Origin of the sequence: Psychrobacter sp. APC 3279 (assembly GCF_030407795.1) — a bacterium.
GTDB lineage: Bacteria > Pseudomonadota > Gammaproteobacteria > Pseudomonadales > Moraxellaceae > Psychrobacter.
Genome location: NZ_JASDCR010000017.1, coordinates 63,331 through 87,140, shown reverse-complemented (window position 1 = coordinate 87,140; position 23,810 = coordinate 63,331). Strand labels below are relative to the sequence as shown.

The window sequence follows — 23,810 nt, the reverse complement described above, 5'->3', positions numbered from 1 at the left end:
GATAAGAGAATTCAAGGTTATAAGTAGTAAAGGACAAGAATGTACATATAGTGATTATTTATTTTTATATAAAGGAGGTAGTTATATATCAATCAGAGAAGCTGAATATAAGTCTGGTTTTGGCTATAATATAGATAACCCGTATTTCATTATAGAATGGATGTGTAACGAGGAGCTGATCAAGCTAACAGTTAAGGGACTTGCTTCAGATTTTAAAGTAGATCCGAAAAGCAATCTCATTTTCGCTAGAGGCGATTGTATCGATATTAGTAAATCCAATAAAAATTTAATCACTAAAAATAGCTTAGATGAATGGACTTTAAATTTTTTCATCAACGAAAACGGTAGTATTAATCATCAGCTTAATCCCCCTAAATATGTATATTATGAAGATAGAATACCTTGGCATACTTTTGTACCTTATAACGAGATAGAAGCGGAGAAAGCTAATAAAATATCTACAGAAGGAATTCGTAAAATAGAATTTTCTAATGAAAGAGCCAGTTTAGTTGGTTCGTATTATTATATGCATGATTCAGTTCAGGAAAGAGAGTATGACGCTATAAACAGAGAATGGGGCGCTATAGTATCTGCGTGGAAAAGTTAACTGAGACAATAAAATGAAATTCAAATTTATAGGTACACCAAAATACTGAACCGCCCAGCCTTTCCCAAACTTTGTGTAACTGCTTATAATCCACTAACCGGAGAATAAGCAATGACTACCCAATCTGACATTAAAAAACTGGCCGAGCAAATGGCTGGTAGCATGAAAAGCTTTGATGACATCAAAGACTTCCAAAAGCAGCTCATGCAATCCTTTATCGATACTGCCTTAGAAGCTGAGATGGAAGACCATCTCGGCTATCCCAAGCATGAGAAAGCAGATAAACCTAATAAGCGCAATGGGCACACTAAAAAGACCGTCCGCAGTGACACAGGCGATCTTGAGATATCCACCCCAAGAGACCGCGGTGGCAGCTTTGAGCCTGTACTCGTTAGTAAGCATCAAACCCGTATCTCAGGTCTTGATGACAAAATCATATTTCACTACAGGCATAGCCTTCCGTCTTGCGCTTCGGGCAAGTGTCTCCCAGACACTTGCTGATCCTCTCTCATACGCCAAAGGTCAAACCACCACCGAGATTGTAGAGAGGGTAATCCCCCTGTAAATGCCCCATTTTTAACACAACACTATCATAGAATAATTAATTGACCTGTCTATACTCAGCAGGTGTCATATCATTAAGTGAATCATGTGGTCTTTCAGTGTTATATACCTTTATCCAATCTTCAGTCAGTTGACTGACCTCATTCAAATTATTAAAAAGGTAGCAATCTAAAACCTCGTTACGATAACTGCGATTAAACCGTTCAATATAAGCATTCTGATAAGGACAGCCTGACCCCTGCTGTCAATTCCGTACAGTTAAACTTGGGAGATTTTAGTTACGCAGCCTGACGATAATAATCAAACCACACCTGTCTTGGTGATTTATAACCCAAACCCTTTTGAATTCTAGTCTGATTGTAGTACAGCTCGATGTATCTAATAATATCGTTGATCGCTGCAAATCTAGTCTTATAATCCTGATGATATACCAGCTCATTCTTTAATACGCCCCAGAAGCTTTCTATCGGAGCATTGTCGAAGCAATTACCTTTAGCGCTCATTGAACCTGTAAACTGATGCTGCTTAACGATCTTGTGGTAGGCATGGCTGCAATACTGACTGCCTCTGTCAGAGTGAACGATTAGCTCTTTGCTGGGCCGTTTATTTTTAATTGCCATATTGAGTGCACGGCATACTAAGCCAGCAGTCATGCGTTTGTTGATGGCATAACCAACCAGCTCTTTGGTGTATAAGTCTTTGACTCCTGCTAAGTACAGCCAGCCTTCATGTGTCCAGATATAGGTGATGTCACTGACCCACGCCTGATTAGGACACTTGGCATCAAACTGCTGATCCAGCACGTTATCATAGACCAGTTTGTTGTGATTAGAGTCAGTGGTGACTTTAAAGCGCTTATGACGACGACATTTAATGCCGTGTTCCTCTTTGATGCTTCTTACCATATATAGGCTAATGTCATGCCCTTGCTCGCTTAGATGAGCATGCAGTCGATCTACGCCATAACGTTCTTTCGTTTCATTGTGAGCGGCTTTAACCAGTAACTCGCACTGATTACGATGTACCTGCTGACAGCTGATATGACGACCTAGCCAGTCATAGTAGCTTGAAGGTTTAACCTGTAGTACGCGGCACATGCTACTAATGCTAAAGACTTGCTGATTGTCTTTAATAAAGGCGTACTTCACTAACTGTGCTTGGCAAAGTACGCCGTCGCCTTTTTTAAGATCTCGCGCTCCTCTTCAGCCACTTTAAGCTGCCGCTTGAGCTGCTTTATTTCCTGAAGAGCCGTCATAAGATCAGGATCGTATTGTTCAGTGCCCACAAGCTTGCCTTGATTGGCTTTATTCTGCCAGTTAGATAAGGTTTGCATGGCGATCCCGAGCTGCTTTGCAGTAGCTGAAATATTGCCATTATTATCCGCTATCTTCTTGACAGCTTCTGCTTTAAATTCTGTGCTGTAAGTTCTAACTTTCTTGGTCATGGTAAACTCCGATTAATACGCTTAGTTTACCAAGTTTATCTCTACGGTTTCTTCAGCATAGCTCAGCCAGGCTCGATATAGTCTATAAAGATATTATGAGCCGCTGCCCAATCAGCAAACACACTGGATGTAAACTCACTGCCATTATCTACACGGATTTGCTTAGGATAACCGTGCCACTGGGCCAACTGATCGAGATACCGAATCACTCTCAAGGATGGGATGCTGGTACCAATATCAATGCCTAATACCTCACGGTTGTAGTCATCAATCACGTTAAAAGTGCGAAAGCGAATATTGTTATGCAGCTTGTCACTCATGAAATCCATTGACCACATATGACCTAATGCATTTGGTACCCTTAATGGCTGTGGATTGCGTGCTGGTAGACGTCTTCTTGTCTTACGGCGTAGGTTTAGGTTCAAAGCTGTATAGACACGATGAACCCGCTTGTGATTCCATGAATAGCCAAGCTTACGTATGCGCTTAAAACACTTTGGAAAACCCCAACGGTTGTGCTTGTCAGTTAGTTCATTTAAGACATCAATAATTTCATGGTCATCAGGTAGCTTAGGTTTATAGTAGTAAGCCGTTCTACTGATACAGACGACCTGACAACTAACTGCAATACTGACACCATACTGCGCCTGTAGTTCCTGCGCCCAAACTTTGCGCTCAAGGGCAGGCGCTATAGCTTTTTTATAATCTCTTCCTGCATCTGAGATTTTAAGCTTAAATCAGCATACATCTGTTTGAGTCTGCGGTTTTCTTCTTCAAGCTCTTTTAGACGCTTTACATCAGAGGCTTCCATACCACCGTATTTGGACTTCCATTTATAGAAGGTTGAACTAGCAATACCGTATTTACGGCATAGCTCTTTAGCAGGTAACCCTGCATCAGCTTCTTTTAAAATGGATACAATTTGCGTTTCAGTCATTCGTTTGCTCATGTTAAAACTCCTTATGGGTATTTTATAAGAAATTCTACGATTGAGCTGTGTTATTTTAGGGGATAGCTACACCCCCAATAAAACTAAGAATAGTTACGTAGCTCCAATTAAATTTTCCTCATTAAGTGATCTAGCAGAAAAAGCTTTTTTATTAGGACCTAAAGTCAAATCTTCTACTGGAAGAAATAACTTAAGTAACGATGGTGCACTAGGTGAAAGTGTGGCGAAAAACATATTGGAAGCAGCAACAGGTGCTAAATACCGTGGCATACAAAATGGTAGTGGTAACGGTCCAGATTTAATTAGGATAAATAAAGAAACTAAAACTATAGAACATGTTGAAGTTAAATCTAAGATGCCAACATCCAACCCTAATACACATAAGACACCTGTATCATGGCCTGATGGGAAGCCAGATGAAAGGTTTAGAACTTGGATTTTAGAAGCTAGAACTGGTAAGATTTCTGGCAAAAGTGTATCAAAAGATGATAGAGAGTATGCTGAACAAATTTACCAGCTACTATATGGGCCAAATGCTACCTACACTCTTGATAACAAGGTTATGCAAGTAGTGTTACCTAAAATTAACGAGACAGGCAATACTATTGCGAAGCTATTCAAGTGGACAGGAAGCACTAAGCCAAGTGAGAGGTTAAAATAACTATGAAATATACGAGAGCAGTGACTAATAATAAGTTCCCAGACATAAGGTATTTTCTTAAAAAGTCTCATATTGAAGTTGATACGTCTGACAGAAATGAAAGACTTTTGAATTATTCTTCAGGACAAAAGCTTGAAATTCCATCTACAGAATATATTGAAGGATACGCATATACTGCCAAGAAAAATGTTGCTGATGACCTGAGTTTTTCTAATTATATTGAACTCTGTAACTCCTTATATAAAAAACTTTCTGGAGCTAGTAATCAAGATGAAATTAATAGCTTCACCTTAAGGTACTACTGGGGATTACGCCTTGAAATATTTTTCTACAAGCAGAATGTCGAAGAGTTTATTAGGGGTGAGAGAGATTTTGTCAATACAGGGCTATCTTTAGATAGTATCGTATTTCTAATTGCTCATTTGTTTATTCTTGACTGGGAGCGAGAGTCATACCAGTTAACTAAAGACCTGTTTGAGATTATCAATATTAAGTTTGATGTTGTTAGTGGTGTTGAAAATCAAGAAAGACCTTCAGATGCCCAATATTTTGTTTTGAATTTTCTTAATAGACAACAGGGATGGAATATTCCTTGCGTAATTGAATTTGAGCCTACTGACGATGTATACAAAAAAATTATTGAAGATTGGAGTCTTGAAGGGTGTCATACGCTAGAGGAGCTTTTTATTGATGCTTGTAATAGACATATAAATGAAGCAAAGTTCTTTGAAGAAGATAAAAGGTTCCAAAAGTATTATGATTTTGGGAAGTATGAGTTCTTTTACTATCCTTTTGAGGTTTTAATTGTAGAAAAGTCAAGAGAGAAAAATAATTTAAACACTATTAAGGCTGATCATTTTCTATTGAAAACTCCTTTAGGAGTTTTACCTTCTTCGTCGAAGTCAGATAACTATTATAATGATTTTCTTGTTAACCTTCTTATTCGAGTCAAAAGTGAATATCCAGATTTTGCTGAGGATTATAAATTACCTAAAAGCACTGAGCCCAAGAAAAATAGTTGGAAGTTTTGGTAGTTCAAAAAAGACATTTCATTTGTTATTGTGCAAATGATTTTCTTCAATAAAGAGAGCAGGACGCTATAGTATCTGTGAACCGCCCCGGGATTGTCGGAGACCTAATATTCTGAGAGAATACGACAATGAAAAGACAAACCTATACTCCTGAGATTAAAGAACGCGCCGTTCGCATGCTCATTGAAGCGGCAGGTGACTACCCCTCTACCTGGTCAGCCATCCAAGCCATTACCCCTAAAATTGGCTGCATGCCTGAAACCCTGCGCTCATGGCACAAGAAGCATATAGATCAAACTATCCCTGCATCGGTACAAGCTCAAAGCCAAGAGCAACGTATTAAAGATCTTGAACGTGAATGCAGAGAACTCAAACAGGCCAATGAGATCATACGTAAGGCAGCCGCTTTTTTCGCCCAGGCGGAGCTCGACCGTCCACCGAAATAATGGTCACATTTATCGATGATCACAAGCAGAAATACGGGATCGAGCCAATCTGTAGAGTACTACCGATTGCCCCGTCAACTTATTCTCGTGCTCAAGACTTAAGCGACAACCCACACAAGCGTTCACTGCGCAGTCAGCATGACGCCTATTACATCGGTGAGATTAAACGTATTTGGCAGGACAGTAAATGCCGTTACGGTGCGCGCAAAGTCTGGCAGCAGATGAAAGCTGACGGGTTAAAGGTTGCTCGGTGTACCGTAGAGCGTTTAATAAAGCAGTATGGTATGCAAGGTGTCTGGCGTGGCAAAAGCAAGATTACCACCAACAGCCGTGACGACCAAAAGCGCGCTGATGACTTAGTCAATCGTAACTTTAGCGCTTATCGTCCTAACCAGCTGTGGGTTGCAGATTTTACCTATATCAAGACGACAAGCGGCTGGGTATATACCGCCTTTATCATTGACGTGTTTGCCCGTAGCATTGTCGGTTGGAAAGTATCTAATCGCATGAACACGGATATGGTTATGGCTGCGCTAAATCAGGCGATAGCAGACAGGAACAACCCCAAAGATGTGATTCATCACAGTGATCGCGGGGTTCAGTACTTATCCATTCGTTATACTGATAAGATGAAGGACTCTAGCATCATTGCCTCGGTCGGCACGACTGGTGATTCATACGATAACGCACTGGCTGAAACGGTTAACGGGCTGTATAAATCTGAGGTAATTGACTATTTAAAGGAGAATTGGACTGGCGTTAATGATGTTGAACTGGCAACCCTTGAATGGGTGGACTGGTTTAATAAAACACGTCTGCATAGCACGATTGGTTATGTGTCACCTTTTGAGTTTGAAAAGCGGTATTACGATAATTTAATCCTGTCAGGCATTGCTGCCTGACTCAAGTAAAACACTCTCCGATATAGTCGGGGCGGTTCAATCAAATATACTGGAAAGTGCACTATGTACAACAAAAAAGTAAATATTAATAAGTGTCTAAACCCAATTTTATCTATATTGTCAGTTGCTGTACTTGCTACGCTCTCATCAATGGCAATCGCTCAAAGCACACCTAACCAGTCTTTTAACGTATCAAGCGTTACTGACAGCTCATCAAGTTGTGACATCTACAAGCACGTTGAACAGTCTGACACCTCCATTGATCTGAATAATGTCACACAAACGCCAAATGGTATTGAAGTTCATTCTAATGACTTAGATCTTCAAGTGGAAGACTTTCAACCATGCAAAGCCAGTAAGCCATTCAGTAGTGACAAAGAGGCTGTTGCGCTGTACCAGCAACTTGAACACGACTTAGACAAGATAGCGGAGATAATTATTCGTGATGTACCAGAAGGCTTCTCTAAATATAGAGGTTTAGATAATGAAGAACTTGACCAAATAATTAAAAACGTAGAACCGGTAAAACAGAAAAAGCACGATCCAGACAAGTTCATAAACGTATACATCTATATGGCGGTTCATAGTTATTTAGGCGAATTCGTACCTAAAGACGATGCTAAAGCCGTGCAGTATATGAGCTATGTGGTTGACTACCATCAATCCTTTAGCCCTAACGATGTATCACCATTACTTAATTCTATGGTTGCGAGAGCAATCATAGAAAAACAAAGACATATAAGTGATAACAATCCTATTAATTTACAGCATGAGACTGAGAGTAGCGTTGAAGCCGTGGCTGCTTATTTGCTATCCAAAGCCGAGCACTTAGACACGAAGGCTATATTAGTAAAAAGTTACCTCAATCGAATGGATGAGACCCTTGATAACCACACTTTAGAAGTGATTCACCAACTATTTGACCCAAAACTTGAGGAACTCACACATCTTGCCGAGCAAGGAAGTTATATTGCTACAAATGAATTGAAAGAATTGTATAAGGGGCTAAAGACCATTGATTTAAAATATGTAGAGCAAGCAAAATATTGGGAAGGTCGAGTTGACACTTTGCCTCACCCAGATAATAGTTGGAATTAGGTGATATACATTTTAAGTATTTTTAGAAGATAAATAAATACTGTTTAAGCAACGTATACCTATGGTGAACCAATCAGGTGCTTTTATTGGTTCGGCTCCCTAGTGAGGACTTGAATCTTTAGCTGTAGGTTAATGATAGCAATAGTTTGGGCTCCATCCCAGATTCTGTGTAAATTCTATTGGATAACAGGGCATAATGAAATAGGACAGTAGATAAGAGGTTGTACAATCACCAAGACTGGAGAGAAGATATGACCACCAAACGCGGACGCTACAGCCAAGAATTTAAGCTAGAAGCCATTAAACTGGTTGAAGATCAAGGCAGGAAGATACCAGAAGTAGCCAACTCATTAGATATCAGCAAAACCACCTTAGAGAATTGGGTATATAAATACCGTAAAGAACAGCAAGGTGTCATGCCATCAGAAGGCAAAGCCCTAACGCCTGAATTACGGCGTATACAAGAGCTTGAAAAACAGGTCAAGCAGCTTAAGATGGAGCGAGATATATTAAAAAAGGCATCTGCTCTGCTAGCCCAAGACAATCTCAGCGTCTATCGCTAATAACCAAGCTTGCAGAGCATCATAAGCATATTAGCAAACACAAGCTATGTGAACTGTTTGGGGTTGTTAGAAGCAGCTATTACAACAGTACTAAATCTAGGTCTATAAACATTGAACTTATAAGGCTCAAAGCCTTAATCAGAGAAGTATTTGAACAGTCAAATGGCTCGGCTGGTGCAAGGACGGTATCTGCTATCGTCACGCATCAACATGACATTAAACTCACACGCTACAGAGCAGGTAAGCTGATGGCACAAATGGGGTTGATTAGTCGACAGATAAAATCACATAAGTACAGGCGTTGTGAAAAATTCCATAAAGTTTATGGAAACATACTAGACCGTCAGTTTGCGCCCACTGCACCAAACCAAGTGTGGACAGGTGATGTTACTTATATTCGTATCAAAGGCGGATGGTATTATTTAGCCATCGTTATGGATTTATATGCTCGACGTATTGTTGGTTTTGCCTTGTCAGATAGCCCGAATACCCAGCTGACCACATCTGCACTAAAAATGGCATATCACATAAGACTTGAGCCTAAAGGCGTGCTGTTTCATTCAGATCAAGGCAGTCATTATACCAGTGAAGAGTATGCTAAATGCGTAGCCAAGTGCAATGGTATGTCGCATAGTATGAGCCGACGAGGCAACTGTTGGGACAATGCACCTACAGAGAGGTTCTTTAGAAGCTTTAAGACAGAGTGGATGCCAAAAAACGGCTATGACAATATTGATGAGGCTCAGCAGGCAGTAAATGATTATATTTGGGGCTATTATCAAAGTGTAAGACCACACAGCTTTAATGAGTATTTAACACCGAGCGAGAAAGAGAGACTTTATTTCAACAAAAACCTCTTAAGTACTGTCTAAAAATATTTGACCACTACACTCCCATACATACAGAATCTTACGACCACCAAAAGGGCGTATATAGTGAATGTTTTCAATCAAAACGGTGTCTTTCATTTGATTGCGGATAGTACGTGCGTCGTACTTGATACGATCCGCCAATTCTTGAGTAGTGAGGTAAGTCTGTGACATAATAGTTCTCCATGTGAAATAAATTTACTATTAGTGAATGATTAGTTATCACTAATGAGTACATATTATCTGCAAATATTATCACTTGCAAGCACTTTTTTATCACTTTAGGGATTTTATGTATGATTAAGCTTAATTTACCTGTTTTATTTGCACAAAAAGGCATTCGTGTGGCAGATGCTGATAGGATGACTAAACTAGGAAGGTCTACTCTATATCGAATGTATAATAACGAAGTCACTCGCATAGATTTCGATTCACTAAATGAGCTGTGTAAGCTTTTAAATTGCACGCCTGGAGATATTATCCTCTATGAAGAAGATGAGATTAGTGAGGAGTAATTTTAGAAGGAGGTTATAATGCTTATTAAAAGAGTTGATAGCAGAGTATTGAAAGTCATAAAACTTGACGATATTAAGTGTTTTACTCTGCCCAATTATTTTTTAGGTTGGGGTCAATTCGGTATTCGCAGTTTTAGGGCAGGGCACGGTTTGGGCACCAAATGGGCACCGCACTGAAAACGAGCTTTTTAATTGAGTAGATAAACTTAACTATAAGAAAACAAATATTCGAAGAAATACTCTACAAACCCCGAGAATTAGACAAAAAAAAGCCTCACTGTTAAGTGAGGCTTTTTAAGTATTTGGAGCGGGAAAAGAGATTCGAACTCTCGACCCCAACCTTGGCAAGGTTATGCTCTACCACTGAGCTATTCCCGCTAATTATCAATTAACTATCGTCAGTTGATGAAGGCGTATTATACGCAGTTTTTTTTAGGTGTCAACACCTATGACGAAAAAAATTAAAGTTATTAAAATAGGCGTGTCTTCTGGCCATAGATATATGTTATAACGGTTTATTATAATATGTATTCCAAAAGCTTTGTAGTACATAAATAAGCTGGGACGCACTTTATAATTTAACCGTAATTACATTCACAGTTATCAATACTTACAAAGATAAGTCATAAGGATAAAAAATGAGTCAACAATATACCATCGCTGATTATTTGTTTGATCGTGTCGCAGAAGCGGGCGCATCTGAGATATTTGGCGTACCTGGTGATTTCAATTTAACTTTTTTGGATAACGTTCTAGCCTCTGATAAGCTACGCTGGGTGGGTAATACCAATGAGCTAAATGCTGGCTATGCTGCCGATGGCTATGCACGCGAGCGTGGGTTTGCCGCTATGGTGACGACCTTTGGTGTAGGCGAACTATCAGCGATTAACGCGACTGCAGGTTCTTTTGCTGAGTACGCACCTGTATTGCATATCGTAGGTGCACCAAGCACAGCGCTACAAGACTCAAAGCGCCGTATTCATCATTCGCTTGGCGATGGCGTATTCAATCATTTTATTAAGATGGTCGAGCCAGTGACGGTAGCCCGTGCGCAGCTTACTCCTGAAAATGCTGCTTCAGAAATTGATAGAGTGATTCGCTTGATTCTCAAAAAGCATCGCCCAGGTTACTTACTGTTATCACCAGACGTTGCGCGCCAGCCTATCTATCCACCAACGACCAAGCTGATCGATAGCCAAGAAGACATTACTAGCCAAGCGGCATTATCAGATTTCAAGCAAGCACTAACCGAGTTTTTACCAAACAAAACCACGACACTAATGGCAGATTTGATGGTGCATCGTTTGGGCTTACAGTCACAGCTCAAAGCACTAATTGCTGATACCGATATTCCTTATACCACGTTATCTTGGGGCAAGACGTTGCTTGATGAAAATAGCGATCGTTGGGCAGGCACTTATGCGGGTGTTGCTTCGCGTCCAATTGTGAAAGATGCGGTAGAAAACTGCGAATGCCTCATCAAAGTAGGGGTGCAATATACTGACACTACTACCGCAGGGTTTAGCCAAGATATCAATGAAGATGTGGTCGTAGACTTGCATTATGAGCGTGCTTCTATCAGTGGTAAGAACTTTGCACCGATTGCGCTAAAAGATGCGTTGCAAGCCCTACATGAAGTGATGACCTCTGGCATTGATATCGTACCAAAACCTTTCTGTGAAGAAGTTAAGCCGCACGAACAAAAAGGTAAAGACAGTGAGGCTATCCGCCAAGATGACCTATGGCACATTATCGCTGACCGTTTAGATCACAATAACTTGGTGTTTTCTGAACAAGGGACCGCCTATTTTGGTATCAGTGATGTGCGCCTGCCAGAAGGGGTGACGTCATATGGGCAGCCGATGTGGGGGTCAATTGGTTACACGTTGCCTGCCAGCTTGGGTGCGGCAATTGCATCGCCAGATAAGCGCAGTGTGTTATTAATTGGGGATGGTTCAGCGTTGCTAACGATCCAAGAGCTAGCGGTCATGATTCAAGAGCGTATCAACCCTGTGATCGTCTTAATCAATAATGACGGGTATACGGTAGAGCGTGCGATTCATGGCGAAAACCAATACTATAATGACATTCCTAAATGCGATTGGCAAATCATGCCACGAGCTTTTGGCGCGACAGAAGCAAATAGCCTATTACTCAAAGCAGAGACAGCAGGCGAGCTAAAATCTGCTTTCGACAAAGCTGCTGCGACTACCGATAAGCTTATAATGATTGAGGTGATTGCAGACAAGCATGATATCCCACCATTGCTAGCAGACATCAGCGCGGCACTAAAGCCAAAAAAGGACTAAGTCATTCGTAAAAGCTTACTTAATAGAAGTAACAGCCCCATTTAGCAAAATAGCGAGATGGGGTTTTTTGCATTTTTTTATCATAAGGATTAATTAATCAGCGATTGCTCTTATGTCAGTTTGCAGACTTTAGTATCATGGCGGATTGGGCTACGTTCAGCCTTTATAGTCAACAGGAGATAGACACGTCGTGATTTGGTTAAAAATGCTTATCGGCGCATTAATGGTATTGGCGATTCAGTTATTCGCCCAAACTCGCTTTTTTTATTTGGCCGCGCTTGCGCCACTATTTCCCACATTTACTTTAATCAGTCATTTCATTGTTGGTACGGAACGCAGTCCTGCTGATTTAAGAGTTGCGTTGATATTTAGTATGCTGGGCGTCATACCGCATTTGATTTATACCTTCGTGGTGTTCTTTGGCATCAGTTATATGAGCTTATATAAGGCATTGCTATTAGGGGTGGTCGCTTGGACAATAGCGGCGGCTATTCTGGTACTGACATGGCAATACATTCAAGGTTAAGCATCAGCAACATACAAAACCTTTTATCATAGCAATAGCATTTTATAAGATTTTTTAATATTTGAACTTTTTTATTGAAGTATTTTTATTGATTTAATATTGGCTGCTAGTTCTGATGGTGATGCTAATATCATTATAAATAATTGTCATTCATATTTTGAATAATGGCCGCTTATGATAGGCTCACTGGTGTAATATCTCCTAACAGCAAGATAACGAAAACCCCATCGCAATCAATTACTATTCTTAATAATAAAAAATAGGGCTCAAAAAAAATGGATACCTTAAATATCCTGTATCTCGTAGGCGCAGTACTAATTTTCGCCAGTATCATGGCGAGTACATTATCGGCGCGCTTAGGCGTACCATTGTTGTTGCTGTTTTTGATAGTGGGTATGTTGGCAGGCGAGCAGGGTATCTTGGGTATTGAGTTCTCTCAATATGCGCTAGCCAATTTCGTTGGGCAAGCAGCCTTAGCTTGTATCTTGCTAGATGGTGGTTTACGTACGTCTTTTAAATCGTTTCGAGTAGGGCTAAAACCTGCGATTACGCTGGCCACGTGGGGCGTGTTGGTCACGGTCATGGTGCTAGGGGTCTTCGTCACTTGGCTACTTGATGTCGATTGGCGCTTTGGCTTACTGATGGCAGCGATTGTTGGCTCAACCGATGCCGCAGCGGTATTTTCTTTATTACGTAATGGCGGTGTCAAGCTTAACGACCGTGTACAAGCAACGCTTGAACTTGAGTCTGGTGCTAACGATCCTTTGGCTATTTTGTTAGTCACTGGTTTGATTGCCCTAAATGTTGATCCTGATGGTCAGACAGTGTTCGGCTTTTTAGTTTTATTGCTACAGCAGCTGAGCTTTGGGCTAGGCATGGGCTTATTGTTCGGTTATTTCTTATCCCGATTATTGCCCAAGGTACATTTAGCAGAAGGCATGTACGCGATCTTAATCCTCTCTGCTGGCTTGGCTGTGTTCGCCGCGACCAATCTCATTGGTGGCAGTGGATTTTTGGCGGTATACCTCACTGGTGTGTTAATCGGCAACCATAAGGTGCGCTCGACAGAGCATGTCATGCGAGTGATGGACAGCTTTGCTTGGCTGTCGCAGGCCGTGCTATTTGTGGTATTAGGACTATTGGTCACTCCGTCAAACGTCCTCAATGTCTGGCATTATTCGGTTGCGATCGCGCTCTTTATGATCTTTGTGGCGCGTCCTATTGCCGTCTATACCAGCGTAAAACCATTTAAATTTAAAGACAGAGAGATTGGATTTATCTCTTGGGTCGGTTTGCGCGGCGCAGTGCCTATTACCTTGGCAATTTTACCAGTCATGGCTGGAATAGATAACGCTTTTATATTGTTTGATATTGCCTTTGGTGTCGTGGTGTTGTCACTGATTTTGCAAGGTACGACCATCCCTACCATGGCCAACTTGTTTAATGTGCGTATTCCCACCAATAACGATCCAAAAGAAGAGCATGAGGTTTGGGTGTCGGATAAGGCCAGTATCACGCTGTATGAGTTTGAGGCAAAGTCGGGTGCATTTGCCATTGGGCGTCATCCTATAGGTATCTCCAAAGGTATCAACCCAGATGAAATCAGTGTCTTTGCGCTAGTGCGTAACCAGCAAATCGTAGTAGTCGATGATAGTACAAAGCTAAAATTCGGCGATAGTGTCTGGTATGCCATGAGAGGCAATCACGCGAGTAAAATCGCCAAGATTTTTAATGACACGACATTAGATCGCAAAGCTATCGATGATTTCTATGGCGATTGGTTGCTATCACCGAGTGTTAAGCTTGGAGACTTGCCGTTTTTTACAGGAATTATGGCGTCTGAGACATTGGTAAAAACACTCAAAACGTCTGATGAAGACAGCGCAAAAAACATGTGGGAGCAGACGGTGGCCGAGTACGTGAAATCACACTTAGGTACCGCGCCAGTGTCGGGCGATACCGTTGTGGTGAGTGACGAGTGGTCATTGGTCATCAAGGAAGTCGATGACAAAGGGAAGCTAAGAACCATTGGTCTAAAGTACCAAGACCAAGCAGCGACCGCCTAAAATTTTGTCGCAAATTTTTAATGGCTAATTATCAGAATAGTAAGATAAGGCTTAAGTTTTGAAGGCATTACTTTCAAGACAATGCACCAGCTACTAGGACACTGTGATTAAGAAACACTGAGAGTCCGAGTAGCAAAATCTGCTGATAAATTAGGCTTTAGAGTAATTCTCTGACAACAAATTTATCATTTTATTCAAAAAATCTGCCACATGTTTGTGCAAATTCTCTCTGTATGCCCAGTGATGCTTCACCTCGTAACTGGCCTCATCAGGTAGTAATATTTTCATCAGTCCCATCTCTTCGTAGCGCATTGCTAGATCACGTGGCAAATAACCCACATGATGACCTGCTAGGATAAGCTGCGCGGTGGCCTCCATCTGATAAGTAGTCGCGCTCAGTATCTTTGGGCGAATATGATTGATACTGACATCAGTAATATAGCCTCGTTTCACCCAATGATGGTCTTGCTCTAATTCCTCAAATGTTAGCTTGTCAGGCTCATGAAAAGAGCGATGCTCACGCCCGCAGCAGACCACTTGTGTTTCGATAAAAGCAGGTTGAAAGGTCAGTAGCGGTGGAAAGCTACCAAAATACCCCACACCAATATCACTCTCGTTACCGAGGAGCTTCTCTATCATGCTCTCAGGACTTTGCACGTCAATCGAAAAGTGTATTAACGGGTTGTCACGGTAGCTAGCAGCCAAACACTGACGCAGCGCATCGTAAAAAAGCGTTGGCATCTGATCGATTAAGCACAGTCTGATATGACCACCACGCACAGAGTCTAACTGACGGATATAGTGCAACTGATGTTGAAAGCTGGCAACGGCCTCGGTAAAGCTCAAACAAGCCTCATACACTGCTGCGCCGTCCTCTGTGAGTTTAAATCCTGCTCGTCCACGATGACACAGCGTCATTCCTAAGCGGTCTTCTAAATGTGTCAAATGTCCACTGATGACAGAAGTAGTGACATTCAAGCGTGACTGAGCGGCCGTCACGCCTTGGCACTCTACGATAGCCATAAAGCTGCGTAGCGTTTTGATATCTATCTTTATCAGTTCATCCAATATCAAAAGCGGCTCCTTATTTATTAAATCAATATCATCTTTTTTTAATTGATACTTCTTTTCATAAACTTCTGATAGTGACCTATAAGCGCACTTTACTACGAAAAAATAGAAGTTTACTTCTAAATTTTACCATGGTTCCTTCTCTTATATTTATGTATTGTCAATGGCATGTAGCAAATTGTGTACTTAAACCAAATAGAACAAGGAAGTAACTTATGACATTCAATCAACCATTAAGCGGCAACGATATGCCAAGATTTGGCGGTTTCGCTTCTATGATGCGTCTGCCAACTCAAGCCGATGCTGAAGGGTTAGATGTGGCGTTCGTTGGCGTACCTTTGGATATTGGTGCATCCAACCGTAGCGGTGCAAGATTGGGTCCTAGACAGATTCGTGATGAGTCAAGAATGATTCGTCCCTACAATGTGGCCACTCGTGCTGCGCCTTTTGAGTCATTACAAGTCGCTGACATCGGCGATGTGCCTATCAACACATTCAACCTGCTAAAAAGCGTTGATATCATCGAAAAATTCTATACCGATAAAATCGTCAAACACGGCGCGATTCCTCTAACACTAGGTGGCGATCATACTATCGCGTTGCCTATCCTGCGTGCACTTGCCAAAAAACATGGCCCTGTCGGTATGGTACATATCGATGCTCATGCTGATATCAATGATGATATGTTTGGCGAAAAAATCGCGCACGGTACGCCGTTCCGCCGCGCTGTCGAAGAAAACCTTATCGATGGTAATCGTGTGGTGCAGATTGGTCTACGTGGTACAGGCTATAGCGCAGAAGAGTTTGACTGGTCAACTGAGCAAGGATTCCGTGTGGTACCTGCTGAAGAGTGCTGGTATAAGTCGCTAACACCGCTCATGGCTGAAGTCCGCGAAAAGCTAGGCGATGGTCCTGTCTATTTGAGCTTTGACATCGACGGTATCGATCCTGCATTTGCCCCAGGTACGGGTACTGCTGAAATCGGTGGTTTGACTTCTACTCAAGGCATCGAAATCATTCGCGGTATGCGTGGTCTAGACGTGGTGGGCGGTGATTTGGTCGAAGTATCACCACCGTATGATCCATTCGGTAACACTTCGGTATTGGCGGCGAACTTATTGTTCGAGATGCTATGTATCCTACCGGGCGTACGCTATGACGACAAGGTTAAGGCGGTTTATTAATTGACATCATTTATTACCTCTATAATGAGCAGCCTTTGCAGCCAGTAATTAGTGACTAATAATCGGTATGAAAGAAAAAATACAAAGGTTGTTTTGAGGTATTGATAATTATCTGCATATTCAGCGAAATTTTTTAGGATGACTGACCCATGACCCAATTAACGCAAACGCCTTCTTCTTTGTCTGACACATCATCACTGACCTGCGGTGAGCTATTGGTGCAGTGGCTAGAGTATTATGGTGTAGAGACTGTTTTTGGTATCCCTGGTGTACATACGGTAGATCTGTATCGTGGTTTGCCAAATACCAATATTCGTCATGTGACACCGCGTCATGAACAAGGCGCTGGGTTTATGGCAGATGGCTACTACCGTGCTTCTGGCAAGATTGGCGTATGTTTTATCATCACTGGCCCTGGTATGACCAATATTATGACGGCGATGGCGCAGGCATTGGCCGATTCGATACCGATGCTAGTGATCTCTAGTGTCAATAAAGTCAAAGACACGGGTAGTGGCGAAGGGCATTTACATGAGCTTCACGATCAGCAAGGCGTGATTAGCAAAGTAGCATTGACGAGTAAGACCGTTTGGCAACCTGAATCGTTACCGAAAGTCATCGCAGAAGCTTTTGCCTTATTTAATGGCGCACGTCCTGGCCCTGTACATATTCAGCTGCCTATCGATGTCATCACCGCTGATGCGAGTCATGTTGCTAAGCCGCCTAAGTTAAATGCTGTAGCAAATAGCTTGAGCCTACCCCAGGTCACAAGACCATTGCCGAATCCAGCTCAGCTTGATTCGATTGTCGAAACATTAAAAACCGCGAAAAATCCTGTAATACTTTATGGGGGCGGCTGTGTCGATGTCGATCACGATGCACAGCGATTGGCAGAATTGATAGATGCGCCAACGTTTTTGACCATTAATGCCAAAGGTTTGCTGCCACCTGGTCATCCGTTAAGTTTGGGTAGCAACCAGTCATTAGACGCAGGCCGAGCCGTGATTACAGAAGCAGACTGGATATTAGCGATTGGTACTGAGCTTGGTGAGACTGACTATGATGTGTTCTTTAATGGTGAGTTTAAAATCAACGGCACGCTAGTACGTATCGACTGTGATGCTCAGCAATTGCAGCGTCCATTTAGAGCCAATATCGCGGTATTGTCTGACGCACAGATGGCGATTAGTGGTTTATGTAGTCGTTTAGAAGGGCAGACATTCGATCATCAAGCATTATCACGTGTCAATGAGGCAAAGCAGGCCATCTTAAAGGATGTAACGACAGACTTTGCGGGTCAAAATGCATTACTGAAGCTGATTAGAGATGAGGTAGAAGACGTCATTTTCGTTGGTGATTCAACGCAGCCTGTTTATAGCGGTAACCTTGGTCTTGAAGCCTTGGCGACGCGTAAATGGTTCAACTCATCAACGGGTTTTGGCACATTAGGTTATGGTTTGCCTGCTGCTATCGGGGCCATGGTTGGCTCAAATCTACCTGTCATCAGTCTAATGGGTGATGGCGGCATTCAATTTACGATTGCTGAGCTCATCTGCGCAGCCGAGCTTGAGCTGCCATTGATCGTTTTGCTATGGAACAACCAAGGCTACGGTGAGATACGTCGTTATATGGAAGAGGGCGGCCTACCATTGATTGGCGTCAATATCAAAACGCCAAACTTTGAGCCATTAGCAGCAGGGTTTGGCGCTGGCTATCGCAGAATAACCGATAAGCAGCAATTGCTAGACGCATTAAAGACAGACACTAAGGGTAAACAACCAATCATTTATGAGATTGATGAAGCAGACGACTTTCTAAAAGAAATGGCTAAGACAGTGACTTATTTTAGTTAAAGTAATACTGGCTCAAACGCCACGAATAATCACGAGACCGATAGTCACAGGTCTAAAAAAAGACAAAAAAATGACAAACGCTGGTTACGCAAGGAAGCACGTTCATGACGCCCAATGCTAGAGAAATGTCAGAAAGTAGACATGAGCAAATACCGCGTTTGTTGACGGCGCTTGCTGCTGTCGTTGGTACGACCAATGTATTGACAAAATCTAGCCAACAGCAGTCTTATGTGCAAGGTGCGATTGAGGCTGTCACAGACGCTACCGTCGCAGTTGTGATACCGCACTCTCTTGTGGCACTATGGCGCGTCATTAATATCTGTGCCGCTTTTGATGTGATTATCATTGCTCAAGCGGCCAATACAGGCTTAACAGGTGGTTCAACTCCGAATGGAGATTATGATCGTCCACTAGTCGTAATCTCTATGCAGTTACTAGCCGGTGTGCATTTACTTAATGATGCAGCAGAACTGGTTGCTTTGCCAGCCGCTACTTTGCAGCAATTAGAGTCTACCCTTGCGCCATTAGGGCGTGAGCCGCATTCAGTACTGGGCTCTAGTTGTGTTGGTGCATCAGTGATAGGCGGCATCTGCAATAGCTCAGGCGGGATGCTAGTGCAGCGTGGACCTGCTTATACTGAGATGGCGTTATTTGCCAGGCGCAATGCATCAGGAGTGTTTGAGTTAATCAATCATCTGGGACTGGATTTGGGCACACAGCCAGAGGAAATGCTAGAGAACCTGCAAGCTGGCACATTTAGTAAGGTCTCAAATAGTACGAGCAGCAGTAACGCCTGCACCAACCATCATTATCAACACACAGTCCGTGATTGTGAGGCAAAGACACCTGCTAGATTTAACAATGATCCCAACGGTCTGTACGAAGCGTCTGGTTCAGCTGGCAAGGTCATTGTATTTGCGGTAAGGGTAGCGACCTTTGCCAAGCCCAAGCAAGAGCAAACATTTTATATCTCGACCAACGACGCTGACACCTTGACCACACTCAGAAAACAATGGTTAAAAAGCGAGTTGAAATTGCCCGTGTTGGCTGAGTATATGCACAAAGACTATAACGACATCACGATGCATTATGGCCGAGACACTTGTCTGAGTATGCGTAAGCTTCCTGCTAGTCAGATAGGGTCGCTATATCGACTACAAGCAAAGATTGGCTACTATCTAGATAAATGGCAGCTTCCAAAGACGCTACCAGATCGAGTACTGCAACTAACATCTAGGTTTATGCCACCGTCATTACCAGCTACTTTGAGTACGCAGGCGCTATCATATAAATACCATTTGATTATAAAAGTCGCAGATGGTTTTGTTAACGACTTTGATAATGGCATTAATAAAAATTCAGATAAAGATTCTAATAAAAATGATGGCAACAATATCGTCGCTGCGCAGACATTTTTGCAAAATCATATGCAGCAGTATAAAGGTGCGTTGCATGTGTGTACAGAGCTTGAATCGCAATCATTATTGGTATTTCGCAGTGCCGCGACCGCTGCCATGTTTCGTTATCATAATTTAAATCAAGATAAATTTGGCGAGCTGCTATCGACCGATATTGCCTTACCTAGAAATGCCGTAGATTGGGACGAGAATCTACCTGAACACTTGCAAAAACAAGTCAGCAAAACCTTTTATTTGGGGCACTTTTTCTGTCATGTCATGCACCAAGACTATTTATTGAAGCCTAAGACCAATGCCAAGCAATTCAAGGATGAGCTGCTGGCATTTTATGATAAACGTCATATTGAGTATCCTGCTGAGCACAATGTAGGGCATGTGTATCCTGCTAAAACTGAGCTACATTATTTTTATAAAAAACTGGATCCAACCAATTCGCTTAACCCAGGTATTGGTCAGACAGAGAAATGGAAAAACTGGCAATCATCGCCCATCAAGGAGAAGTTAAATGACGAATACTATTGATAAATCGCAGCAGCCGATTTTAGGAAACAATACTGTCGATCCAGAAACGCCAAAAGCAGGACAGTGGCGTGCAGCAATGTGGAAGTTCCTATTGTTTTCAGCACTGGGTATTGCACTTTTTATCATACCGTTTGAGTGGGATGGTAAGGTCACAATTTTATTAGGTGTACTGACCGATACGCTACAAACCGTGTTAGGTGGATTTGTGGCCTATATTGCGATGGCGATAGTGACTATCTCCGCTCTTGGTGCACTGGCAGTCAAAGCGTTAAAGCCCAAGTTGCATGAAGATTCACTGGTAAAAAAGCTCTTTGATGTTGATTGGTTTTGGCTGTCCACACGTTTTTTAGGTATGTTGTTTGTTTGGATGATTTTCCTACAAGTCGGCCCTGAGTTCATTATCAATCGTAATACAGGCGGCGTCATCTTCGAAGATTTGATTCCTATTCTGATTCCGTTGTTTTTCTTCGCCATTTTATCGCTGCCATTTTTGACTGATTTTGGCTTGATGGAATTTTTGGGCACTTTAGCCAGTAAAGTATTTATCAAGCTTTTCAAACTACCTGGTCGTTCTGCTGTCGATGCAATGTCTTCTTGGTTTGGTGCCGCGTCTATCGGCTTGCTAGTCACTATGCAAGAGTATGATAAAAGCTTTTACAGTCAGCGTGAAGCTGCCATTATCGCGACCACATTTTCAGTCACTTCTATTGCCTTTACCTATGTGGTTGCCAAAACCATCGGCGTAGACAATAACTTCGTCTTCTTTTATCTGACCATTGCGCTAACCGGTTTTATTGCTGCGATTATTATGCCGCGTATACCACCATTATCACTTAAGCCTGATACTTATCATTCTGGCAAAAGCATGCTAGATGAAGGCATCCCTGCTGAATATACAACGTATAAGTGGGCAGTCAATCGTGCGGTTACTCGCGCGCATTCTATGCCAAGCTTAGGTAAAGTGTTCAAACGCAGCGTACAAAATCTGTTTGATATCTACTTTGGACTGATTCCTGTTATCTTTGCGATTGGTACCATCGGTCTTGGCTTAGCAGAGTACACGCCTGTCTTTAATTGGCTTGCGACACCACTTGTACCACTACTTGAGTGGTTACAGATTCCAGAGGCGGCAAAGGCTGCACCTGCCATGATTATGGGCTTTGCAGATATGTACTTGCCAGCGCTCGTCGGTAAAAGCATTGAAAGTGAGATGACACGATTCATCGTTGGTGCTGCTTCAATTACTCAGATTATCTACATGTCTGAAGTGGGTGCGCTGATTTTGAAGTCAAATATTAAGCTAAATGTATTAGAGCTATTTTTAATCTTTATCCTTCGTACGCTTATCAGCTTGGTAGTAATTACGTCTGTGGCGCATCTACTGTATTAGTGGCGTGTCTAGTATTCATAAGGCATCTAGCCTAACGATAATATACAAATGGTCGGTTTTTCTGTAGGCAGTTACACCGACCATTTAGCCAATCACATTACGGACGTTACGTACATAAAGACAATTTGATCAAACATATAAGGCGATTGACCATTATGGAAATGCTGAACTCTACAGAATTAACCAGAGAAACTGCCATACAAACGGCTCAAAACGAAGTTGTATTAAATGCCGCTTATATCAATGGTGACTGGGTTACGATTAAAGCCCTCGCGACCGATTCTGGTGATGCAAGCTTTGATAATAGAAATAACCATGCATTGTATGATCCAAATTCAGGCGAGGTGATTGCAACGACGCGCTTATGCACCAGTGCCCATGTAGAGCAGGCAGTCGAAGCGGCTGATGAAGCCTTTGCTAGTTGGTCACAGACTAGTGTAAGCGAGCGTGCCCGCTATCTAAATGCGATTGCAGAGTCTATGGAGCAGCAATTCGATACCTTGGTTGGACTGTCTGTATTAAACAACGGAAAGCCCATTGAGGAAGCGAAGATAGACGTCGGGGACGCCATTGCTTGCTATCGCTACTATGCCAACCTCATCACAGAGCAAGCAACATGGTCTAAAGTATCAACGCTTGAATCGGGCATTCGTTTGTTAAAGACATACTCGCCAGTGGGTATTTGTGCGCTGATTACCCCTTGGAATTTCCCAATGGTGACGACTTCTTGGAAATTGGCCCCTGCGCTAGCGGCAGGTTGTACCGTGCTATTGAAACCGTCTGAGGTGACATTATTACCAGAGCTTATGCTAGGTAATATCTTATCTGAGATTGGCTTGCCGAAAGGGGTGGTTAATATTTTACCAGGTGCTGCTGAAGTGGGCACTGCTATGACCAGCCATCCGCTGATTGACAAAGTGTCTTTTACTGGTAGTAATGTCGTCGGCGAAAAGGTGATGGTTCAAGCAGCAAAAGGCATCAAAGATATTAGCCTAGAGTTGGGTGGTAAGTCTGCTATTGTGGTCTGTACAGATGCTGATATTGATTACGCTTGTGATTTAATCATCGGCGGTATATTTACCAATGCAGGTCAGATATGCTCGGCCACGTCGCGTTTGGTTGTTCATCAAGATATCGCTACACAGCTGTTTGAGACGTTAAAAGTTAAAACGGAAAGTTTGCAAATTGGTGATGGTTTTGCGACAGAGACGCAAATGGGTCCATTAGTAAGCGAGCAGCAATTGAACCAAGTTAAGAAATACTTTGATATTGCGACAGCTGAAAATCTGGATTGCTTAACTGGCGGTGAGTTAGTAGAAGCATCTGGCTATTTTGCGATGCCAACTGTCTATACGGATGTGCCAACGACCAGCCAATTATGGATGGAGGAGGTGTTTGGGCCTGTATTAATCTGTGCAACCTTTACTGACGACGCAGAGGCTATTCGCCTAGCCAATGATAGCAAGTTTGCTCTAGCAGCTACCATCGTTTGCGCCGATGAGACTGCCGCGCTTGAGATGGCGCTACAAATCAAAGCGGGTCATATTTGGATTAACGAGCAACAAATCGTACTGCCAGAAGCAGGATGGGGCGGATTTAAGCAAAGCGGTATCGGCCGTGAGTTGGGCGGTGATGGTTTGTCCGCTTATCAGAAGACCAAACATGTATTGTTGACCGATTAATTGGTTTTTTAACTAGTTTGTCACTAGCCACTGTAGAGACTATTTACTAGCTATCAGCATGACTGTTGAATTATTGTAGAGTGATTGTTGATAGCTAAGTCGCGCCCTAGCATTACGTTTGTTTACCAGACCGTTTCTTA

General features: G+C 42.3%; 21 protein-coding genes, 1 tRNA gene, 1 pseudogene and 1 other annotated feature. Of the genes and pseudogenes, 16 read left to right on the top strand and 7 right to left on the bottom strand.

Going from position 1 to position 23,810, the window contains the following annotated elements:
* A partial coding sequence (locus QL898_RS10380; protein WP_290176735.1) for a hypothetical protein occupies window positions 1-607 on the top strand: 607 nt, incomplete at its 5' end.
* Between the two features lie 111 nt (window positions 608-718).
* Window positions 719-1,108 carry a transposase gene (locus QL898_RS10375; protein ID WP_290176734.1) on the top strand — a complete coding sequence of 130 codons (390 nt, stop codon included), beginning with the start codon at window positions 719-721 and terminating at the stop codon, window positions 1,106-1,108.
* A gap of 100 nt (window positions 1,109-1,208) precedes the next feature.
* Here the strand turns inward: QL898_RS10375 and QL898_RS10370 are convergent.
* The 4 genes and pseudogenes from QL898_RS10370 to QL898_RS10355 form a co-directional block, all read right to left on the bottom strand.
* A pseudogene (locus QL898_RS10370) lies at window positions 1,209-1,403 on the bottom strand (integrase core domain-containing protein); the annotation flags it as partial.
* A gap of 46 nt (window positions 1,404-1,449) precedes the next feature.
* Window positions 1,450-2,615 (bottom strand): IS3 family transposase gene (locus QL898_RS10365; protein ID WP_290176733.1). Its coding sequence is split into 2 segments (ribosomal slippage): window positions 1,450-2,360 and window positions 2,360-2,615, totalling 1,167 coding nucleotides; the frame shifts between segments, so codons are not numbered across the junction.
* A gap of 62 nt (window positions 2,616-2,677) precedes the next feature.
* The gene (locus tag QL898_RS13845; RefSeq protein WP_356639067.1) at window positions 2,678-3,163 is read right to left on the bottom strand and encodes a DDE-type integrase/transposase/recombinase; all 486 of its coding nucleotides are present in this window, start codon (window positions 3,161-3,163) and stop codon (window positions 2,678-2,680) included.
* Between the two features lie 140 nt (window positions 3,164-3,303).
* Entirely contained in the window at window positions 3,304-3,564 is a 261-nt protein-coding gene (locus QL898_RS10355; RefSeq protein WP_290176732.1) for a transposase, read from the bottom strand.
* Between the two features lie 40 nt (window positions 3,565-3,604).
* Here QL898_RS10355 and QL898_RS10350 point away from each other — a divergent pair, with 40 nt between their 5' ends.
* From QL898_RS10350 to QL898_RS10330, 5 genes are all read left to right on the top strand, one after another.
* Complete coding sequence (locus QL898_RS10350) at window positions 3,605-4,225, top strand: hypothetical protein (protein ID WP_290176731.1); 621 nt, start codon at window positions 3,605-3,607, stop codon at window positions 4,223-4,225.
* A 2-nt stretch (window positions 4,226-4,227) separates the two neighbouring features.
* A complete protein-coding gene (locus tag QL898_RS10345) occupies window positions 4,228-5,259 on the top strand; it encodes a hypothetical protein (protein ID WP_290176730.1) in 1,032 nt (343 codons plus the stop codon).
* A 125-nt stretch (window positions 5,260-5,384) separates the two neighbouring features.
* Window positions 5,385-6,604, top strand: a protein-coding gene (locus QL898_RS10340; protein WP_290176729.1) for an IS3 family transposase whose coding sequence is annotated in 2 segments (ribosomal slippage) — window positions 5,385-5,670 and window positions 5,670-6,604 — 1,221 coding nt in all. Because the reading frame shifts where the segments join, the coding sequence is not laid out codon by codon here.
* Window positions 5,660-5,776: a sequence feature (AL1L pseudoknot), on the top strand. (Overlaps the previous gene by 117 nt.)
* Before the next feature lie 63 nt (window positions 6,605-6,667).
* A complete protein-coding gene (locus QL898_RS10335; RefSeq protein WP_290176728.1) occupies window positions 6,668-7,702 on the top strand; it encodes a hypothetical protein in 1,035 nt (344 codons plus the stop codon).
* Between the two features lie 251 nt (window positions 7,703-7,953).
* A protein-coding gene (locus QL898_RS10330) for an IS3 family transposase (RefSeq protein WP_290176727.1) occupies window positions 7,954-9,137 on the top strand; the annotation gives its coding sequence in 2 pieces (ribosomal slippage) (window positions 7,954-8,227 and window positions 8,227-9,137; 1,185 coding nt in all).
* Here the strand turns inward: QL898_RS10330 and QL898_RS10325 are convergent.
* Complete coding sequence (locus tag QL898_RS10325; RefSeq protein WP_290176726.1) at window positions 9,123-9,308, bottom strand: hypothetical protein; 186 nt, start codon at window positions 9,306-9,308, stop codon at window positions 9,123-9,125. The two genes, QL898_RS10330 and QL898_RS10325, sit on opposite strands and share 15 nt — an antisense overlap.
* A 122-nt stretch (window positions 9,309-9,430) precedes the next feature.
* Here QL898_RS10325 and QL898_RS10320 point away from each other — a divergent pair, with 122 nt between their 5' ends.
* Window positions 9,431-9,649 carry a helix-turn-helix transcriptional regulator gene (locus QL898_RS10320; RefSeq protein WP_025646832.1) on the top strand — a complete coding sequence of 73 codons (219 nt, stop codon included), beginning with the start codon at window positions 9,431-9,433 and terminating at the stop codon, window positions 9,647-9,649.
* 303 nt (window positions 9,650-9,952) lie between these two features.
* Here the strand turns inward: QL898_RS10320 and QL898_RS10315 are convergent.
* Window positions 9,953-10,027: transfer RNA gene (locus QL898_RS10315), tRNA-Gly, on the bottom strand.
* Between the two features lie 260 nt (window positions 10,028-10,287).
* Between QL898_RS10315 and QL898_RS10310 the strand changes: the two genes are divergently transcribed.
* The 3 genes from QL898_RS10310 (at window position 10,288) to QL898_RS10300 (ending at window position 14,550) form a co-directional block, all read left to right on the top strand.
* A complete protein-coding gene (locus QL898_RS10310; protein WP_290176725.1) occupies window positions 10,288-11,958 on the top strand; it encodes a thiamine pyrophosphate-binding protein in 1,671 nt (556 codons plus the stop codon).
* 190 nt (window positions 11,959-12,148) lie between these two features.
* Window positions 12,149-12,484, top strand: coding sequence for a GlpM family protein (locus QL898_RS10305; RefSeq protein WP_290176724.1), 336 nt, complete (start codon window positions 12,149-12,151; stop codon window positions 12,482-12,484).
* Between the two features lie 275 nt (window positions 12,485-12,759).
* Window positions 12,760-14,550 carry a potassium/proton antiporter gene (locus QL898_RS10300; RefSeq protein ID WP_290176723.1) on the top strand — a complete coding sequence of 597 codons (1,791 nt, stop codon included), beginning with the start codon at window positions 12,760-12,762 and terminating at the stop codon, window positions 14,548-14,550.
* 150 nt (window positions 14,551-14,700) lie between these two features.
* On the opposite strand, the gene QL898_RS10295 is transcribed toward QL898_RS10300, so the two are convergent.
* Entirely contained in the window at window positions 14,701-15,624 is a 924-nt protein-coding gene (locus QL898_RS10295; RefSeq protein ID WP_290176722.1) for a LysR family transcriptional regulator, read from the bottom strand.
* Between the two features lie 212 nt (window positions 15,625-15,836).
* Between QL898_RS10295 and speB the strand changes: the two genes are divergently transcribed.
* The 5 genes from speB (at window position 15,837) to QL898_RS10270 (ending at window position 23,670) form a co-directional block, all read left to right on the top strand.
* Window positions 15,837-16,805, top strand: a complete 969-nt coding sequence (gene speB / locus QL898_RS10290; protein ID WP_057760617.1) for an agmatinase — start codon at window positions 15,837-15,839, stop codon at window positions 16,803-16,805.
* Window positions 16,806-16,954: 149 nt separating this feature from the next.
* Window positions 16,955-18,658, top strand: a complete 1,704-nt coding sequence (locus QL898_RS10285; RefSeq protein WP_290176721.1) for a 5-guanidino-2-oxopentanoate decarboxylase — start codon at window positions 16,955-16,957, stop codon at window positions 18,656-18,658.
* Between the two features lie 104 nt (window positions 18,659-18,762).
* Window positions 18,763-20,598, top strand: a complete 1,836-nt coding sequence (dld, locus tag QL898_RS10280; protein WP_290176720.1) for a D-lactate dehydrogenase — start codon at window positions 18,763-18,765, stop codon at window positions 20,596-20,598.
* Window positions 20,582-21,988: a YjiH family protein gene (locus QL898_RS10275; RefSeq protein WP_160021270.1), complete on the top strand. Its 1,407-nt coding sequence runs from the start codon at window positions 20,582-20,584 to the stop codon at window positions 21,986-21,988. Before dld ends, QL898_RS10275 begins: the two co-directional genes overlap by 17 nt.
* A gap of 155 nt (window positions 21,989-22,143) precedes the next feature.
* A complete protein-coding gene (locus QL898_RS10270) occupies window positions 22,144-23,670 on the top strand; it encodes an aldehyde dehydrogenase family protein (RefSeq protein WP_240990927.1) in 1,527 nt (508 codons plus the stop codon).
* The last annotated feature ends 140 nt before the right edge of the window (window positions 23,671-23,810 follow it).

Excerpts from the sequence above, each read along its gene's own strand:
- QL898_RS10375 (WP_290176734.1), top strand. The coding sequence starts at position 719 with ATGACTACCCAATCTGACATTAAAAAACTGGCCGAGCAAATGGCTGGT.
- QL898_RS10355 (WP_290176732.1), bottom strand. The coding sequence starts at position 3,564 with ATGAGCAAACGAATGACTGAAACGCAAATTGTATCCATTTTAAAAGAA.
- QL898_RS10345 (WP_290176730.1), top strand. The coding sequence starts at position 4,228 with ATGAAATATACGAGAGCAGTGACTAATAATAAGTTCCCAGACATAAGG.
- QL898_RS10335 (WP_290176728.1), top strand. The coding sequence starts at position 6,668 with ATGTACAACAAAAAAGTAAATATTAATAAGTGTCTAAACCCAATTTTA.
- QL898_RS10325 (WP_290176726.1), bottom strand. The coding sequence starts at position 9,308 with ATGTCACAGACTTACCTCACTACTCAAGAATTGGCGGATCGTATCAAG.
- QL898_RS10320 (WP_025646832.1), top strand. The coding sequence starts at position 9,431 with ATGATTAAGCTTAATTTACCTGTTTTATTTGCACAAAAAGGCATTCGT.
- QL898_RS10310 (WP_290176725.1), top strand. The coding sequence starts at position 10,288 with ATGAGTCAACAATATACCATCGCTGATTATTTGTTTGATCGTGTCGCA.
- QL898_RS10300 (WP_290176723.1), top strand. The coding sequence starts at position 12,760 with ATGGATACCTTAAATATCCTGTATCTCGTAGGCGCAGTACTAATTTTC.
- speB (WP_057760617.1), top strand. The coding sequence starts at position 15,837 with ATGACATTCAATCAACCATTAAGCGGCAACGATATGCCAAGATTTGGC.
- QL898_RS10285 (WP_290176721.1), top strand. The coding sequence starts at position 16,955 with ATGACCCAATTAACGCAAACGCCTTCTTCTTTGTCTGACACATCATCA.
- dld (WP_290176720.1), top strand. The coding sequence starts at position 18,763 with ATGACGCCCAATGCTAGAGAAATGTCAGAAAGTAGACATGAGCAAATA.
- QL898_RS10275 (WP_160021270.1), top strand. The coding sequence starts at position 20,582 with ATGACGAATACTATTGATAAATCGCAGCAGCCGATTTTAGGAAACAAT.
- QL898_RS10270 (WP_240990927.1), top strand. The coding sequence starts at position 22,144 with ATGGAAATGCTGAACTCTACAGAATTAACCAGAGAAACTGCCATACAA.